The organism is Halobacterium sp. DL1, assembly GCA_000230955.3.
GTDB lineage: Archaea > Halobacteriota > Halobacteria > Halobacteriales > Halobacteriaceae > Halobacterium.
On sequence record CP007060.1, the window covers coordinates 1,163,012 to 1,179,176 of the forward strand.

Annotated in this window: 16 protein-coding genes; 11 read left to right on the forward strand and 5 right to left on the reverse strand. The window is 67.9% G+C overall.

Annotation, left to right across the window (positions count from 1 at the left end):
* Nucleotides 1–45: 45 nt before the first annotated feature.
* Complete coding sequence (locus tag HALDL1_07560; protein ID AHG03470.1) at nt 46–321, reverse strand: hypothetical protein; 276 nt, start codon at nt 319–321, stop codon at nt 46–48.
* Between the two features lie 150 nt (nt 322–471).
* Between HALDL1_07560 and HALDL1_07565 the strand changes: the two genes are divergently transcribed.
* Both HALDL1_07565 and HALDL1_07570 read left to right on the forward strand, forming a co-directional pair.
* A complete protein-coding gene (locus tag HALDL1_07565; GenBank protein ID AHG03471.1) occupies nt 472–1,206 on the forward strand; it encodes a branched-chain amino acid ABC transporter permease in 735 nt (244 codons plus the stop codon).
* The gene (locus tag HALDL1_07570) at nt 1,199–1,513 is read left to right on the forward strand and encodes an ABC transporter permease (protein ID AHG03472.1); all 315 of its coding nucleotides are present in this window, start codon (nt 1,199–1,201) and stop codon (nt 1,511–1,513) included. The genes HALDL1_07565 and HALDL1_07570 overlap by 8 nt, the downstream gene beginning before the upstream one ends.
* A 317-nt stretch (nt 1,514–1,830) precedes the next feature.
* Here HALDL1_07570 and HALDL1_07575 read toward each other — a convergent pair whose 3' ends face one another.
* Nucleotides 1,831–2,973, reverse strand: coding sequence for an acyl-CoA dehydrogenase (locus HALDL1_07575; GenBank protein AHG03473.1), 1,143 nt, complete (start codon nt 2,971–2,973; stop codon nt 1,831–1,833).
* A 91-nt stretch (nt 2,974–3,064) separates the two neighbouring features.
* Here HALDL1_07575 and HALDL1_07580 point away from each other — a divergent pair, with 91 nt between their 5' ends.
* Entirely contained in the window at nt 3,065–4,108 is a 1,044-nt protein-coding gene (locus HALDL1_07580) for a farnesyl-diphosphate farnesyltransferase (protein AHG03474.1), read from the forward strand.
* A gap of 142 nt (nt 4,109–4,250) precedes the next feature.
* Here the strand turns inward: HALDL1_07580 and HALDL1_07585 are convergent, their stop codons facing one another.
* Entirely contained in the window at nt 4,251–5,111 is an 861-nt protein-coding gene (locus tag HALDL1_07585) for a 3-hydroxybutyryl-CoA dehydrogenase (GenBank protein ID AHG03475.1), read from the reverse strand.
* An 84-nt stretch (nt 5,112–5,195) separates the two neighbouring features.
* Between HALDL1_07585 and HALDL1_07590 the strand changes: the two genes are divergently transcribed.
* The 6 genes from HALDL1_07590 to HALDL1_07615 all read left to right on the forward strand — a co-directional run bounded on the left by HALDL1_07590 (nt 5,196) and on the right by HALDL1_07615 (nt 10,490).
* Nucleotides 5,196–5,861 (forward strand): hypothetical protein, encoded by a 666-nt coding sequence (locus tag HALDL1_07590; GenBank protein ID AHG03476.1) that lies wholly within the window; start codon nt 5,196–5,198, stop codon nt 5,859–5,861.
* A 73-nt stretch (nt 5,862–5,934) separates the two neighbouring features.
* Nucleotides 5,935–6,726 carry an aldolase gene (locus tag HALDL1_07595; GenBank protein AHG03477.1) on the forward strand — a complete coding sequence of 264 codons (792 nt, stop codon included), beginning with the start codon at nt 5,935–5,937 and terminating at the stop codon, nt 6,724–6,726.
* Complete coding sequence (locus HALDL1_07600; GenBank protein ID AHG03478.1) at nt 6,727–7,569, forward strand: fructose-1,6-bisphosphatase; 843 nt, start codon at nt 6,727–6,729, stop codon at nt 7,567–7,569. It begins immediately after the preceding gene.
* A gap of 28 nt (nt 7,570–7,597) precedes the next feature.
* The gene (locus HALDL1_07605; GenBank protein ID AHG03479.1) at nt 7,598–8,287 is read left to right on the forward strand and encodes a hypothetical protein; all 690 of its coding nucleotides are present in this window, start codon (nt 7,598–7,600) and stop codon (nt 8,285–8,287) included.
* A gap of 263 nt (nt 8,288–8,550) precedes the next feature.
* A complete protein-coding gene (locus HALDL1_07610) occupies nt 8,551–9,348 on the forward strand; it encodes a hypothetical protein (protein AHG03480.1) in 798 nt (265 codons plus the stop codon).
* A 164-nt stretch (nt 9,349–9,512) separates the two neighbouring features.
* A complete protein-coding gene (locus HALDL1_07615) occupies nt 9,513–10,490 on the forward strand; it encodes an aldo/keto reductase (GenBank protein ID AHG03481.1) in 978 nt (325 codons plus the stop codon).
* Between the two features lie 176 nt (nt 10,491–10,666).
* On the opposite strand, the gene HALDL1_07620 is transcribed toward HALDL1_07615, so the two are convergent.
* Nucleotides 10,667–11,323 (reverse strand): hypothetical protein, encoded by a 657-nt coding sequence (locus HALDL1_07620; protein AHG03482.1) that lies wholly within the window; start codon nt 11,321–11,323, stop codon nt 10,667–10,669.
* A 122-nt stretch (nt 11,324–11,445) separates the two neighbouring features.
* Nucleotides 11,446–13,083: a metal transporter gene (locus HALDL1_07625; protein AHG03483.1), complete on the reverse strand. Its 1,638-nt coding sequence runs from the start codon at nt 13,081–13,083 to the stop codon at nt 11,446–11,448.
* A 212-nt stretch (nt 13,084–13,295) separates the two neighbouring features.
* Between HALDL1_07625 and HALDL1_07630 the strand changes: the two genes are divergently transcribed.
* Both HALDL1_07630 and HALDL1_07635 read left to right on the forward strand, forming a co-directional pair.
* Nucleotides 13,296–15,860 (forward strand): molybdenum-binding protein, encoded by a 2,565-nt coding sequence (locus HALDL1_07630; GenBank protein ID AHG03484.1) that lies wholly within the window; start codon nt 13,296–13,298, stop codon nt 15,858–15,860.
* 65 nt (nt 15,861–15,925) lie between these two features.
* Nucleotides 15,926–16,126 (forward strand): heavy metal transporter, encoded by a 201-nt coding sequence (locus HALDL1_07635; protein ID AHG03485.1) that lies wholly within the window; start codon nt 15,926–15,928, stop codon nt 16,124–16,126.
* Nucleotides 16,127–16,165 lie beyond the last annotated feature (39 nt).

The following is a 16,165-nucleotide window of genomic DNA, read 5'->3' on the forward strand; positions in this document are numbered from 1 at the left end:
CAAAAGACGTGCGGAAGCGGGGGCGTACTGCCCCACTGCGGTCGGCTACATCCCCATATCGGCGGCCGCGTCGGGGACAGGGAGGTCGTTCGGGTCGACCCCGAGCAGTTCCGCGGCGTGGTCGAGGGCCATGTCGAAGCCGTAGTACCGCTCCAGTTCGTCGTCGTCCGCCGACGGTCGCACCTTCAACATCGCGTACCCCTCGCGATTCTGCGCGACGGCGGCCGTCCCGCCGTCGCCCGAGAACGCGAGCACGCGCTCGGTCTCGGTCTCGTAGTAGCGCGCGGTGACGCCGCCGGCCTCGACGGTCTCCTCGGTCATCGTCTGGAGTTCGTCCGGGGGTGGCAAAAACGGGCCGGGTTCGTGACCGGCCCGCTGGTCGGCGCCCGAGGAGAACGCGTTCTCCGAACCGTTATTCCAGTGGGGGTCCTCCGCACCGACAGATGCAGGCAAACGCGAGGAGGACCAGCGGTGGCTGACTCGGAACCCTCCACCGCGCCCGAGGACACTGACGGCGAGCCGTCGCTGTCGTTCGGCTGGGCGGGGCTCCGTGAGGGGTTCCTCACCGGCCTCCCTGTCGCAGTCGGCGTCGGCGGCTACGGCATCGTCTTCGGCGTGGTGGCCCGCCAGTCTGGGCTCAGCGTCGCGGAGGCCGCGCTGATGAGTGCGACCGTGCTGGCCGGGGCGGCCCAGCTCGTCGCCGTCGGGCTGTGGGCCGACCCGATACCCATCGTCGCCGTCGTCACCACGACGGCCGTCGTGAACCTCCGGTACGTGCTGATGGGCGCCGCGCTCCGACCGTGGTTCCGACAGCTGTCGCCGCTGGAGACCTACACGAGCCTGTTCTTCTTCGCGGACGAGAACTGGGCGCTGACCATTGGCGAGTTGCGCACCGGGAGCACGCGGGGTGCGTTCCTGCTCGGCAGCGGCCTCGTCCTCTGGCTGCTGTGGGTCGTGACGACCGTTGTCGGCGCGACGGCGGGTGACCTGGTCGGCGACCCCGCGCGCCTCGGTCTCGACTTCGTCGTGACTGCGCTATTCCTCACGCTCGCCGCGGGCTTCTGGGAGGGCACCGAGTCGCTGCGGCCGTGGCTCGCGGCGGCCGGCGTCGCGCTCGCCGTGAACGCCTTCGTCCCTGGCGAGTTGTACATTCTCGCTGGTGCGCTGGCCGGAGCCGCCGTGGAGGTGGTGACCCACGATGGCTGACCCGTTCTCTCTGGACCCGACCGTCGTCGGCGTCGTCCTCGCCATGGCCGCCGTCACCTACGCGACGAAGGCCAGCGGCCTCTGGGCGGTCGGCCGAATCGACCTCTCGGAGCGCGCCGAGGCGGGCCTCGACGTGCTCCCGGGCGCGGTGGTCGTCGCGTTCGTCGCGCCCGCCCTGGCCGACGGCGGCCCAGCGGAGTGGCTCGCAGCCATCGCCACTGTCGCCGTCGCGCGGAAGACCGGGAACCTGCTGGTCTCGCTCGCGGTCGGCGTCGGCGTCGTGCTCGCGGCGAGAACTGTCATCTAGGGGAGCCGCCGCCCTCGAGGCCCTGGCCGACCAGTTTCACTTTCACTACGGTTGGCCCAGCTATTTACTACCGCATCCACACCGACCTGCCAACGGACGATGCCACCACCAGGTGGCCACCAATCCGGTACGATCTACCCATGATGAGGAAGCTTCAGTGGCTGAAGACGGCGGTCCTGCAGGGCGGTCGACGACGCACGATTCGGGAGTGCCGTCGGTGCGGAACCACCGTCAACAGCCAGCGCGACGTCTGTCCGGAGTGTGGAACGGACGGCATCGCTTGCTATCGACTCTCGGAGTAACAGCGCCCTCCCGCGCTACTCCAGCAGCCGCCGAGCGATGGTGTTGCGGAGCACCTCGCTGGTCCCCTCGTAGATCTCGTTGAGCTTCGAGTCGCGGTAGTAGCGTTCGACGTCGAAGTCCTTCGTGTAGCCGTAGCCGCCGTGGATCTGGATGCCCTCGTTGGTGACCTCGCGGCTGATCTCGGAGGCGTAGAGCTTCGCCTGTGCTGCGTCCTTGATGAAGTCCTCGCCGCGGATCTTCTTGTCCGCCGCCCGGTGCATCAGGAGCTTCGCGGACTGGATCTTCGTGTCCATGTCGGCGAGCTTGTGCTGGATGGTCTGGAACTCGCTGATGGGCTGGTCGAACTGCTCGCGGTCCTGGGCGTACTGGAGGCTGTCCTCGAGGGCGGCGGCCGCGAGGCCGATGGAGCGCGCGGCGATGGTGATGCGGCCGCCGTTCAGCGTCTCCAGGGCGTGCGTGAAGCCCTCGCCCTCCTCGCCGAGGATGCGGCTCTCGGGGATGCGCATGTCGTCGAAGCGCAGTTCGGCGGTGGGGCAGCCCTTGTCGCCGAGTTTGTCCTCGGTGCCCTCGACGTGGAAGCCGTCGTCTTGCTTGGGCCGGACGACGAACGAGGAGATGCCGCGGTGGCCGGCGTCCGGGTCCGTCTTCGCGAACAGCGTCACGGTGTCCGCGACGCTCCCGTTCGAGATCCAGAGCTTGTCGCCGTTGACGACGTACTCGTCCCCGTCCTTCTCCGCGGTCGTTCCCATCGCGGGAACGTCTGAGCCAGCGCCGGCCTCCGAGAGCGCGAACGCGCCGATGTCGTCGCCGCGGTTCAACGGCGCGAGGAACTCGGTCTTCTGGTCGTCGTCGCCGTACGCGTTGAGCATGTTCCCCGCCAGACTGGTGTGGGCCGCGACGACGGTGCCGAGACCGCCGCTCCCCCGGGAGACCTCTTCGAGCGCGATAGCGTAGGAGTGGTAGTCGAGTCCCGCGCCGTCGTACTCCTCGGGGAATGGCATCCCCATCAGGCCGAGGTCGCTCATCTCCTCGACGAGGTCCCAGGGGAACTCGTCGGTCTCGTCGATCTCGGACGCCCGCGGGACCACCTCTTCGTCCACGAACTCCGCGACCATGTCGCGAATCTGCTGCTGCTCGGGCGTGAGACTGAAGTCCATGGTCGAAACCTCGCCACCTCGTTCCTTTACTGTTCTCATCGACGCGCGCCCCAACCCCTTTTTAGGCTCGACCCGTATCGGTAGTATAGTAATGGTCGGAGGCCAGTCACCACAATCGGCTGCGACGGAGCGCGAGTGGTGCCACGAGACGGTACAGGACGTCTCGCGCACGTTCGCACTGACTGTCGACGCTCTCGAGGAACCGATGGCGTCCCGCATCTGTGTCGGCTACCTGCTCTGTCGCGTCGCGGACACGATCGAGGATTCGACGTCGATGTCGCCGGCGAGACAGGCCTCCCTCCTCCGGACGTACGACCGCGTGCTCGCCCTGGACGACGACACCACGGTGGAGATGTTCCGAGAGGACGTGGCGGACGTCCTGCCCGAGGAACTCGACGCAGACTGGACCGTGGTCGCAGAGGCGCCGCGCGTGGTCCGGGCGTTCGAGAGCCTCGATACCGACGCTCAGGACGCCATCCGACCGACCGTCCGCGAGATGACGACCGGAATGGCCGGGTTCGTGGAGCGCTACGCCGACGAGGGCGGCCTCCGCATCCAGACGCTGAGCGAACTCGAGGAGTACTGCTGGTACGTCGCCGGCACGGTCGGGGAACTCGTCACGGAGCTCCTCGCCGACGACGCCGCTCCCGACGACGCCGAGACGATGCGCGAGCACGCCCGGTCGTTCGCGCTCCTCCTCCAACTTGTCAACGTCGCCAAGGACGTCCAACCGGACTACTACGAGGAGAACAACGTCTACCTCCCTGCGGAGTGGCTCGCCGAGCAGGAACTGGACCCGGAGGACGTGGCCGAACCGGCGAACGCTGGACGTGTCGGAATGGTGGTGCAACGCGTCACCGAGCGTGCACGCGGCTACGCAGACGGTGCACACCGCTGGCTGGAAGCGATGCCGACCACGCGAGGCAATACGCTCGCCGCGTGGTCTGTGCCGTTCCTGCTCGCCGTGGGGACGATGCGGGAACTCAGCGAGCGGCCCGCCGACGTCGTGGTGGACGGGGACGTGAAGGTCTCTCGGGCGGAGGTCTACGCGGTACTCGAGCGCGTCCACGGCGACTTCGACCGTGCGGCGCTGGCGACGCTCCGCGAAACTATCGAGAATCGCCCCCTCGCCTGAAGCCGACGCGACGCGCTGTTCTCGCGAACGTTCAAGTAGGAAGCCGGGACCACCGTCCCGCGTGCGCTGACAACTGGCGCGGAGCGATCGGACGAAACCGGCGGTGGACCGCTCCGCGACCCGTCGACACCGTCTGTTCGCTCTACTCGTAGCTGTAGAAGCCCTCGCCGGTCTTCTTCCCCAGGTCGCCGGCGTCGACCTTCCGCTTGAGGAGGTAGGCCGGCTTGTATCGGTCGCCTAGCTCCTCGTGGAGCGTTCGGCTGGCGTCGAGACAGATGTCGAGGCCGATGTGGTCGGCGAGTTCGAGGGGCCCCATCGGGACGTTCGTCCCGAGTTTCATCCCCTTGTCTATGTCCTCCTTCGACGCCACGCCCTCGTCGAACGCCCGGATGCCCTCGTTGAGCCACGGCATCAGGATGCGGTTGGTGACGAAACCCGGCTTGTCGTCGGACTCCCAGGTCTCCTTGTCGAGGTCCTCGGCGAACTCGTGGGCGAAGTCGACGACCTCGCCGTCGGTCTTCTCACCGACGACGACTTCGACGCCCGTCATCACCGGCACGGGGTTCATGAAGTGGAGGCCCACGACCTGCTCGGGGCGGTCGGTGGCCGACGCGATGGTGGTGATCGAGAGCGTCGAGGTGTTCGTCGCCAGCACGACGTCCCCCGGGACCTCCTCGTCGAGGTCTCCGAAGATGTCCTGCTTGACGTCCATGTTCTCGACGGCCGCCTCCACGACGAGGTCGCAGTCCGCGAGGTCCGCGAGGTCCGTCGTACCGGCGATGCCGTCGAGCGTGGCCTGTCGCTCGTCGTCGTCGATCTTCCCCTTGTCGACGAAGCGGTCGAGGGAGTCCTCGATGCTGTCGAAGCCCGCCTCGACGTAGTCGCGCTCGATGTCGCGCATCACGACGTCGTAGCCGGCCATCGAACTCACCTGGGCGATGCCCGCTCCCATCGTGCCGGCGCCGACGACGCCGACCGTCTCCACGTCTTCGAGTGCTCGCATAGTCGTGGCTGTGTGTGGCGCGAACCTAAGGATGCCGAAACGTGGAAACACTGAAGCCCCTAGGGTGGCTTCCCTTCGCCAACCGTGCCAGCCGAGGACTCCCGCGACGCGCTGCTGGACCTGAAGTTCGTCGGCCCGGCGACGGCCGACGTGCTCGAAGAGGCCGACGTGCCGGTCGCCGCTGTCTCCTCGAAGTCGGTCTCCCACGCGGAACTCGTCGACGCTGGCGTCAACCCGGGTGTAGCGGCCCGCATCCGCCGTGAGCACTCCCTCCAGTGGTCCTTCCATGGCGGCCAGGACCTCGACCGGCGCGCCGAGCAGGTGCGCGGCCTCAACGACGACGAGCGCGAGTGGGTCGCCGCGAGCTACGGCGAAGACGACGCTTCCGCAGACGGGAGCGGCGACGCGACCGCGGAGGAGGCCGCGTGGCGCGACCAGCCGTCGGGCGGCGACCCCGAACCCGACTCGGGGTCAGAGGAGTCCGACTGGCGGGAGAAGTCGTGGCCGAACGCAGACGACGACGCGTCACCCGAACGTGACGAGCAGGCCTGGCGCGAGCAGTCCGCCCCGACGCCGGTGACGGAACTCGACGGCATCGACGAGGGGGACGCAGCGCTGCTCGCTCGCGCTGGCGTGACGTCGGTCCGGAGTCTCGCGACGGCGCACGTCGAGCACGTCGCGGACTCCCTGGGAGTGTCCGTCGAGCAGGTCGCGGCGTGGAAGGAGGCGGCGGCCGACGCGGAGACGTAGCCACCGCCAGCGGGTGCTGTCGGCCACTTCCCGACAGTTAGACACTTATACGAGGTTGCCGCACGTTTAGGTGATGCGCCCCTTCGAGGACTCTCCGATTTCACGCGACGGGAAAGTACTGATTCTCGCGTACGACCACGGCCTGGAGCACGGCCCGGTGGACTTCGAGGCGGTGCCCGAGACGATGGACCCAGAGGTGGTGTGGGATGTCGCGACCCACGACGCCGTCTCCGGGTTCGCCGTCCAGAAGGGCGTCGCGGAGGCCTACTACCCCTCCTACGAGGACGACGTGAACCTGCTGGCGAAGCTCAACGGCACGTCGAATCTCTGGATGGGCGAACCCGACTCCGCGGTGAACTGGACGGCCGACTACGCCGCGGAACTCGGCGCGGACGCCATCGGGTTCACGCTGTACGGCGGTGCGAACAACGAGATCGAGATGGCCGAGGAGTTCCGCGAGGCCCAGGAGACGGCCCGAGAGCACGACCTACCGGTCGTGATGTGGTCGTACCCACGCGGCCAGGGCCTGAAGAACGATAAGGACCCCCAGACCATCGCGTACGCGGCGCGACAGGCGCTGGAACTCGGCGCGGACATTGCCAAGGTGAAGTACCCCGGGAGCTCCGAGAAGATGGAGTTCGCGGTGGACGCCGCCGGCCCCACGCAGGTCGTCATGTCCGGCGGGTCGAAGACCAGCGACCGCGACTTCCTCTCGACCGTGAAGGGCGCCATCGACGCCGGCGCTGTCGGCCTCGCGGTCGGCCGGAACGTCTGGCAGCGCGAGAACCCCGCCGAGTTCCTCGACGCCCTCGAGGCCGTCATCTACGAGGAGACGAGCGTCGAGGAGGCGCTCTCCCGCGTCTGAATGACGGTCGACCGAGTCTTCGACGTCATTGCCGACGCCGCGCCGGAGATCCGGGCGGGCCTCCCAGAGCGCCGCGCGAAGGCCGAGACGGAGAACGTCTCCGGCGACACCCAGCTGGAGGCCGACGTCTGGGCCGACGACCTGCTGTACGAGCGCTTCCAGGACGTTGCGGGCGTGACCTGGTACGCCAGCGAGGAGCGCGACGATGTCGAGCGCGTCGGCGGCGAGGACGGCTACACGGTCGCTCTCGACCCGCTCGACGGCTCCTCGAACGTCAAGTCGAACAACCCGTGTGGCACCGTCGTCGGCGTCTACGACGAACCGCTCCCCGCGCCCGGTGACAGCCTCGTCGCCGCGGGCTTCGTCCTCTACGGTCCGACGACGACGATGGTCGTCGCCCGCGACGGCGAGGTCACTGAGTACCTCGTCGAGTCCGACGGCCGAACCGACCTCGGACCGGTCGAACTCCCCGAGGACCCGGTCGTCTACGGGTTCGGCGGCCGCGTCCCCGACTGGACCGACGACTTCGAGGCGTTCGTCCGCGACGTGGAGGACGACCTCAAACTCCGGTACGGCGGCGCGATGATCGCCGACGTGAATCAAGTGCTCGTCTACGGCGGCGTGTTCGGCTACCCGGGCCTGCGCTCGCGGCCCGAGGGGAAACTCCGCGCACACTTCGAGTCGATGCCGATGGCGTACGTCGTCGAGGCGGCCGGCGGCGCTTCCAGCGACGGCTCGCAGTCACTGCTCGACTGCGACCCCGACAGCCTCCACGCCCGCACGCCGACGTTCGTCGGCAACGAGTCGGTCATCGACGCCCTCGAGGGCGCGCTCCCGAACTGACTTCCCCGTCCCGCCCTTCTCTCCGGCTATGTGCGGCCGATACGCGCTGTTCACCGACCCTACTGACCTCGCCGAGGAGTTCGGCCTAGACGACGCGACCTACGAACCGACGTACAACGCCGCGCCGAGCGAACAGCTGCCGGTGATTCTCGACGATGCGCCCGAGACGCTGACCGCGGCCCGCTGGGGGCTCGTGCCGTCGTGGTCGGACGGGCCAGGGGGCGACCCCGACCCCATCAACGCTCGCGCGGAGACACTCACGGAGAAGCGGTACTTCCGAGAGGCCTTCGACGAGCGCCGCTGTCTGGTGCCCGCCGACGGCTTCTTCGAGTGGGTGGAGACGGCGGACGGCAAGCGACCCCACTACGTGTCGCGGGCGGACGGCCGCCCGTTCCTGCTCGCGGGGCTCTGGGAGACGTGGACGCCCGAGCAGACCCAGACTGGACTGGGGGAGTTCGGCTCCGGAAGTCCGAGCAGGGAGGCCGAGACAGTCCAGTCGTTCACTGTCGTCACGACGGAGCCGAACGACTTTCTCGCAGCGTACCACCACCGCATGGCGCTGTTGCTCGACCGGGAAGCCGGCGAGCGCTGGTTGACGGCCGACGACCCGAGTGACCTGCTGGCACCGAGCGCGGTCGACCTGCAGGCGTGGCCCGTCTCCGAGGCGGTGAACGACCCCTCGAACGACCGCCCGGACCTGGTCGAGGCGGTGGCCTGACCACCCGACGTAATTCCCGTCGTACGAGGAACTGGACGTCACTCTCGAGAATTAGGGCACGGACACGTCACGGGAGAACTCGCCGCCGTGCTCCGTTGGCCGCCGGGCGACCGGCGGCGTGGAGCGTGTCAGAGGCACAGCCGGTGTCGAAACACCAGCGTACGAAACACCCACGCCTGACGGTATTACGTTACTGACTGCGTAGCCACCGACGCGACGCCCAACGCTATATAACTCTGGTGGCCACTTATGTACGTAGTTTTTTGTGTCAGCGGTCGTATGACGGAACAATGCCCTCCCAGGCCGTCGAAGTCGTCGAGTTACTCGCGCGGCGAGCGACGCTGCTCCGACTGCTCCGGGAGCGCCCCCGACTGAAACGCGAACTCGCCGAAGAGCTCTCGGTTTCCCGGTCGACGGTCGACCGCGCTGTCCGCAACCTGGAAGCCACCGACTACGTGGCCCGCGGGGAGACCGTCTCGCTCACACTCGAGGGCCGACTCGCTCTCGACGCCTTCGAGCAGTTCACCGGGGTCATTAGGGGACTCGACGATACGTCTCGCGTCCTCGAACACCTCCCCGAGTCAGCGACCCTCGACGTGTCGATGCTCCGCGACGCGACGGTCGTCACCCCCGACCGGGACGCCCCCCAGCGCCCCATCGCCTCCTTCGTCGAGGAGGCCGAACGGGCGACCAAAGTCCGCGGGTTCGGCTCCGCGGTGCTCCCGTCGGTCGTCTCGGTGTTCCGGGACCGGATCGTCGACCACGACGCAGTGTTCGACCTCACGGTGCCCGAGAGCGTCCTCGACGAACTGCTCGCGTCCCAGCGTGGCGTCGTCGAGGAGTGCCTCGACTCGGGTCGGTTGACGCTGCGCACGGCGTCGACGAGCCTCGACTACAGCCTCCTGCTCGTCGAGCAGCGCGACCGGACCGCCGTCTGCGCGCTCGTCTACGGCGACAGCGGTGTCGCGGGCGTCGTAAAGAACGACACCGACGACGCCGTGCGGTGGGCCGACCGCGTCTACGAGCGCCTCCGCAAGGACGCCACCGACCTCCCGGTCTGAGTGTGTCTCGTCTCTCCACACCTTCTGCCACGGGGAGTCCACGCCCGCGGTATGGTTTCGGTCCGGTGACTGGAGAACCGATACGGTGACCGGCTGGCAGAACGGACGTCGCTTCGCCCTGCCGGCAGGCCAACGCCTTTACTGTCTGCTTGCGACTCCTGCCCATGGAGTACACCACCCTCGGCGACACAGGGATGGAGGTCAGTCGCATCTGCCTCGGCTGCATGAGCTTCGGCTCCTCGGACTGGCGCCCCTGGGTCCTCGACGAGGAGGAATCCCGCCCGATCATCGAGCGCGCCATCGAACTCGGCGTGAACTTCTTCGACACCGCGAACATGTACTCGGAGGGCGAGTCCGAGCGCATCGTCGGTGACGTCCTCTCGGAGTACGATCGCGGCGAGCAGGTCGTCGCCACGAAGGGTTACTTCCAGATGGACGAGGACGACCCGAACTCCGGCGGCCTCTCCCGGAAGGCCATCGAGCAGGAACTCGACGCCTCCCTGGAGCGCCTCGGGATGGAGACGGTCGACCTCTACCAGACCCACCGCTGGGACTACGACACGCCAATCGATCAGACGCTCGCGGCGCTCGACGACGCCGTTCGCCGCGGGAAGGCGCGGTACATCGGGACATCCTCGCAGTGGGCCCGCCAGTTCGCGGAGGCGCTGCACACGAGCGACCTGCTGGGCTACGAGCGCTTCGTCACGATGCAGAACCACTACAACCTCGTCTACCGCGAGGAGGAACGCGAGATGCTGCCGCTCTGCCAGCGCGAGGGCGTCGGCGTGATGCCGTGGTCGCCGCTCGCCCGCGGCTATCTCGCGCGCCCCCACGAGGAGGTCGAGGCGACGAAGCGCGGCGACAGCGAGGAGTACATCTCACAACACCCCTACCAGGAGGGCGGCGGCTCCGAGGTCAACGAGCGCGTCGAGGAACTCGCCGCGGAGAAGGACGTGGAGATGGCCCAAATCTCGCTCGCGTGGCTCTTCCACAAGGAGTGGGTCGACGCCCCCATCGTCGGGACCACGAGCGTCGAACACCTCGAGGACGCCGTCGAGGCCCTGGACATCGACCTCTCGGACTCCGACATCGACTACCTCGAGGAGCCCTACCAGCCGGTCCGCGTCTCCGGGCACGACTGAGTAAGATGGCGACACGCACTGGTCGGTCTCTCGGTGGCCGCAAGAGTCACCGCGACGCCGTTCGGGCAGTCGGGTGGTGGAACCCGGCAGCTACACGCTCCTCCTCGAACCCGAGTCGAGTCCGGTAGAACTCGCTGACGCGCTCGCGGTCCGCGCTCCAGACGCAGACGATCCCCTTACTCGAGGACGACCCAGTCGGTGGGCGTGTCGGTGATGCCGCGGACGCGCACCTCGCGCTTGCCGTCGTCCGTGATGCGCAGGTCGACGACGCCGTCGAACAGCTGGCTGATTGTGTTCATCGTCTGGTCGTCGTGGCTCTCCGGGTCGACCGAGAAGACGCCGAGCCAGTTCTGGGTCTGGATCTGGCTCGTGAACACGTGGAGGAACCGGAACAGGCGCTCGATGTCGACGTACATCAGCAAGGGGGAAAGCGAGTCGAACCCAACGCGGAGGCGGTCGACGCCGGCCTCGCTGGCGTTGCTCGCCACCTCAGAGAACTCGATTCCCATCCCGGTCAGGTCGCCCGGCGAGGAGACGTAGCGCACGCGGTCGTCGTCCGTCGCCCCTCCGCTCTGGCTGCTGACGGCGTCGACGAGCTGCAGGAACCCGGGGGTGTCGCCGACCGTCTCCTCGTACTCGGCGAGGACCTCGTCGGCGGCGTCCCGGGAGGTGACGAGCACCGAGCCCTCGCCCTCCGTGGCGCCGCGAGCCAGAAGCTCGAGGAGCAGCGCTCGTTTTCCCGACATCGCCGGACCGCTCAGCAGGAGGTTCGTCCCGTCGTCGAATCCCCCGGCGAGTGGGTCCGGTAGCACCCCATTAACCTGGTACGTCATCGTTGTAGAGCAAGCGTACGCCGCCACCGCTCTTCGTGGAGCGTCCGAACCGGAGGCACATAAGTTTGGGCGGGTTGGCAACGCTGTCAGGGGAACGCCCGACTACGTTCGGCAGCAGCCGACTACTGCGGGGAGACGCCGGCGAGTTCGCTGAACGTCGCGATGTCCTCGTCGGCACCGGCGACGACGAGCGCGTCCCCCGGCTGGATGCGGAACTCCGCGTCCAGCTCCGAGAGCACCGCGCCGTCGCGTTCAACGGCGATGACCGTACAGCCGGTCCGGGCCTGCACCCGCGCCTCGGCGAGCGTCTGTCCCTCGAAGTTCGGCGCCTCGGTGCGCACGATGTCGATCTGCTTGTCGAGGGCCATCACGTCCTCGCCGAGCAGTGTCTGGGCGAGCATCCGGCCGGCGACGGTCGCCAGCGTGAGCACGTAGTCCGCGCCCGCCGCGTACAGCTTCGGGGCGCTCTCCGGCTCGTTCGCCCGTCCCAGAATCTCTACTTCGTCGCTGGCCTCCCGCGCGACCAGCGTCGAGAAGATGGTGTCCGTGTCGTCGCCGAGCGCGAGGATGAGCGCGCTCGCATCCTCGATGCCAGCATTGCGGAGCGTCTCCGCCTCGGTCGCGTCCCCGACCACGTCGACGCCCGGGAGCTCCCGCAAGTCCACGACGGTGGTGTCGATGCCCTCCCGTTCGAGCGCCGTCTCGACGGTGGTGCCGACCTCGCCGTAGCCGGCGAGCACGACCCGTTCGGTCTGCTGGGCCCGCTCCTCGGTGAGCGTGATCTGCTTCAGCGACTCGAGCTGGGACTCGCGGCCCGCCACCAGCAGGATGGTGTTCCTGCTGAGGGGCTTCTCGGGGTCCGGCGACGCGAAGAACTCCCCAGTGAACCACGCGCCGATGACGTTCACGCCGGTCCGCTCGCGGATGTTCGACTCGGCCAGCGTGACGCCGTCGAGTTCGCTGTCGTGGTGGATGGGCATCTCCACGATCTCGAAGTCCTCGCCGACCTCGACTGCGCCACCGAGCTCTGCGCTGACGGCGCTCGTCACCTTCTCCGCGAGGCTCCGCCCGAGCAGTTGGCGCGGACTCAGCACGCGGTCGACGCCCGCGTACTCGAGGTACTCTGAGAGCGACTCGTCCTCGACGAAACAGACGGTCTGGACGTCCGGGGCTAGCTCGCCAACTGTGAGCGCGATGGTGGCGTTCGCCTCGTCGTCCTCGTCGAGGACGATAGCGCGGGCCTGCGCGACGTTCGCACTGAGTAATCCAGCCTTCGACTCCGGGTCGCCGTGGACGACGGGGCGCCCGCTCTCGTGGAGTTCGAGCGCCCGTTCGCGGTCCTGCTCGAGGAACACGTAGTCGACGCCCTGGGGAGCGAGTTCCGCGACAAGCGTCTCGCTTCGAGCGCCGAACCCACAGACGACGACGTGGTCCTGCAGGGAGACGCTCGTCGGTGGTTCGGCCTCGAGGTGTTCTTCTAACCAGGGGACGGCGAACAGGGGGATGGCGAGGAAGATGATGAACACCGCGGTGATGTCGATGAAGTCCACGACTGCCAGCATCGCGTCCGAGGACCACGGCGCGAACTGACCGTACCCCGTGGTCGTGAACGTCTCCGTGACGAAGTGCACCGACTCCATCCAGGAGACGGGCTGGTCCTCGAACGTCGCCATCCCGAGTTTGAACGCGGCAGTGTAGACGGCACCGACGCCGACGAGGAAGCCGACGTACGCGATCGCCCGCCGGTACTGTTGCAGCATCTGGGTTCGCTACCGCCGCAGCGGACTTAAACCCCCGAAGTCGCGGAGCGCTGGGGGTTCCGGCTACGACGCAGCGAGCCCGCGACCAGTCGAACGGAACCACACTTCAAAATTCGAGACCAACCAGGCTTCGTTATCGAAACTCCAGATGGCGTCGAACCTTGGTCTGTGGGGCACAATCCGCTTGAACGTGGGTCACGTATCTCTCACTAATGACCCAGCGAACAGCCCACATCGACATTGGGGGGATGACGTGTGCCAACTGTTCGAGCACCGTCACGGACGCGGTGACGCGCCTCGACGGCGTCGCCGACGCCGACGTGAACTTCGCCACCGACGGCGGGACGGTCGAGTACGACCCCGACCAGACGACGCTCGGGGACGTGTACGCGGCCATCGAGGACGCGGGCTACGACCCCGTCGCCGCGGACACCACCATCTCGGTGACCGGCATGACGTGCGCGAACTGCTCGGCGACCATCGAGGACGCGCTCGCGGGCCTTCCGGGCGTCGTCGCCGCCAACGCGAACTTCGCAACCGACGAGGTCCACGTCGAGTACAACCCGGCAGACTTCGACCGCGAGGACGCTTACCAGGCCATCGAGGATGCGGGCTACGAACCCGTCCGCGACGACGAGGCCGACGACGGGAGCGACGCGGCCGAGGACGCCCGGACCGCCGAGATGCGCCACCAGCGCAACCTCACGCTGTTCGGCGCCGCGCTGTCGCTCCCACTCGTCTTCTTCATCGCCGAGCGGTTCCTGCTCGGCGGCGGCCTCCTTCCAGAGACGCTGTCGCTGTTCGGGGCGACGTTCTCGTTCGGGTGGGTCGAGTTCGCGCTCGCTACGCCCGTCTACGTCGTGCTCGGCAAGGAGTTTCTGGAGAACTCCTACAAGGCGCTCGTCAAGAACCGGACCGCGAACATGGACGTGCTCATCGCGCTCGGGTCGACGACGGCGTACGTCTACTCGCTGGTCGCGCTCGTCGGGATACTGCCGAACGCGGGGCTCTACTTCGACACCGCGGCGCTCATCCTCGTGTTCATCACGCTCGGCAACTACCTCGAGGCCCGCTCGAAGGGCCAGGCAAGCGAGGCCCTGCGGAGCCTCCTCGAACTCCAGGCCGACACCGCGCGGGTCGTCCGCGAGGACGGCACGGAAGAAGAGGTTCCCCTCGACGAGGTGCAGGTCGGCGACCGACTGAAGGTCAAGCCCGGCGAGCAGGTTCCCACGGACGGCGTGGTCGTCGACGGGGAGTCCGCAGTCGACGAGTCGATGGTGACCGGCGAGTCCGTCCCTGTCTCGAAGGAACCCGGCGACGAGGTCGTCGGCTCCACCATCAACGAGAACGGCCTGCTCGTCGTGGAGGCGACGAAGGTCGGCGAGGACACCGCCATCCAGCAGATTGTCCAGACCGTCAAGGAGGCCCAGTCCCGCCAGCCCGAGATACAGAACCTCGCGGACCGTATCAGCGCCTACTTCGTTCCGGCGGTCATCACGAACGCGCTCTTCTGGGGCGTCGTCTGGTCCCTCGCACCCGAGACGCTCGCGGGCTTCGTCGGGTCGCTCCCCCTGTGGGGGCTGGTCGGCGGCGGCCCCGGCACAGTCGGCGTCTTCGAGTTCGCCGTCGTCGTGTTCGCCTCCTCGGTGCTCATCGCGTGCCCCTGCGCGCTCGGCCTCGCCACCCCAGCGGCGACCATGGTCGGCACCAGCATCGGCGCCCAGAACGGCGTCCTGTTCAAGGGCGGCGACGTGCTCGAACGCGCGAAGGACGCCGACACCGTCGTCTTCGACAAGACGGGCACGCTGACCGAGGGCGAGATGGAGCTCACCGACGTCGTGGTCGTCGACGAGGTGCGCGCCGACGGCGGCGCAGTCTCGGAAATCACCGTCGACGAGTCGTTCGTCCTCCGTATCGCGGCGAGCGCGGAGTCCGCCAGCGAACACCCGCTCGCGGCCGCCATCGTCGACGGCGCGCGGGAGCGCGGTATCGACGTGAGCGACCCCGACAAATTCGAGAACGTACCGGGCCAGGGTGTGAAGGCGACAGTCGACGGCGGCGACGTGCTCGTCGGCAATCGGAAACTCCTCCGCGACGCGGGAATCGATACTGGCCCTGCCGAGGAGGAACTCGAGCGCCTCGAACGCGAGGGGAAGACCGCGATGCTCGTCGCCTACGACGGCCGCGTCGTGGGCGTCGTCGCGGACGCCGACACGGTGAAGGAGAGCGCCGAACGCGCCGTCTCGGCGCTCCACGAGCGCGGCGTCGCCGTCCACATGATTACCGGCGATAACGAGCGCACCGCGCGTGCCGTCGCCGAGCAGGTCGGCATCGACCCTGAGAACGTCCGCGCGAGCGTGCTGCCCGACGAGAAGGCCGACGCCGTCGACGCCATCCAGTCCGACGGCACGAAGGCGATGATGGTCGGCGACGGCGTCAACGACGCGCCCGCGCTCGCCACGGCGTTCGTCGGTGTCGCCATCGGCAGTGGCACCGACGTCGCCATCGAGGCCGCCGACGTGACGCTGATGCGCGACGACCCCTACGACCTCGTGAAGGCCATTCGCGTCAGCGCCGGCACGCTCGCGAAGATCAAGCAGAACCTCTTCTGGGCGCTCGGCTACAACACCGCGATGATCCCGCTCGCGTCGCTCGGCCTGCTCCAGCCGGTGCTGGCGGCCGTCGCGATGGCCATCTCCAGCGTCAGCGTGCTGGCGAACAGCCTCCTGTTCCGGCGGTATACGCCGGACGAGGACTACCGCCTATTCGGGCGGTAGTCGACACCGTCCCGTCTTCTTTAGGCACAAGAACCTAACCACTCGGTGGCCTATCCGCAGTCGAGATGACGCAGACGCTCTCCGTTCCCGGAATGGGCTGTGACGGCTGCGAGCGCATCGTGGAGAGCGCACTCTCGGAGGTCGCCGGCGTCACCGGAGTGACTGCCGACCAGTTGGACGGGACGGCGACAATCGAAGGTGACGTGGAGACGGAGACGCTCGTTCGAAGCCTCGAACTCGCGGGCTACGACGCCGACGTGGCGTAGTCCGGTCCCGGACGATAGCGGAGGGGGTTACCGGTAGGT

Excerpts from the sequence above, each read along its gene's own strand:
- HALDL1_07560 (AHG03470.1), bottom strand. The coding sequence starts at position 321 with ATGACCGAGGAGACCGTCGAGGCCGGCGGCGTCACCGCGCGCTACTAC.
- HALDL1_07570 (AHG03472.1), top strand. The coding sequence starts at position 1,199 with ATGGCTGACCCGTTCTCTCTGGACCCGACCGTCGTCGGCGTCGTCCTC.
- HALDL1_07575 (AHG03473.1), bottom strand. The coding sequence starts at position 2,973 with ATGGACTTCAGTCTCACGCCCGAGCAGCAGCAGATTCGCGACATGGTC.
- HALDL1_07580 (AHG03474.1), top strand. The coding sequence starts at position 3,065 with ATGGTCGGAGGCCAGTCACCACAATCGGCTGCGACGGAGCGCGAGTGG.
- HALDL1_07585 (AHG03475.1), bottom strand. The coding sequence starts at position 5,111 with ATGCGAGCACTCGAAGACGTGGAGACGGTCGGCGTCGTCGGCGCCGGC.
- HALDL1_07595 (AHG03477.1), top strand. The coding sequence starts at position 5,935 with ATGCGCCCCTTCGAGGACTCTCCGATTTCACGCGACGGGAAAGTACTG.
- HALDL1_07600 (AHG03478.1), top strand. The coding sequence starts at position 6,727 with ATGACGGTCGACCGAGTCTTCGACGTCATTGCCGACGCCGCGCCGGAG.
- HALDL1_07605 (AHG03479.1), top strand. The coding sequence starts at position 7,598 with ATGTGCGGCCGATACGCGCTGTTCACCGACCCTACTGACCTCGCCGAG.
- HALDL1_07615 (AHG03481.1), top strand. The coding sequence starts at position 9,513 with ATGGAGTACACCACCCTCGGCGACACAGGGATGGAGGTCAGTCGCATC.
- HALDL1_07620 (AHG03482.1), bottom strand. The coding sequence starts at position 11,323 with ATGACGTACCAGGTTAATGGGGTGCTACCGGACCCACTCGCCGGGGGA.
- HALDL1_07625 (AHG03483.1), bottom strand. The coding sequence starts at position 13,083 with ATGCTGCAACAGTACCGGCGGGCGATCGCGTACGTCGGCTTCCTCGTC.
- HALDL1_07630 (AHG03484.1), top strand. The coding sequence starts at position 13,296 with ATGACCCAGCGAACAGCCCACATCGACATTGGGGGGATGACGTGTGCC.
- HALDL1_07635 (AHG03485.1), top strand. The coding sequence starts at position 15,926 with ATGACGCAGACGCTCTCCGTTCCCGGAATGGGCTGTGACGGCTGCGAG.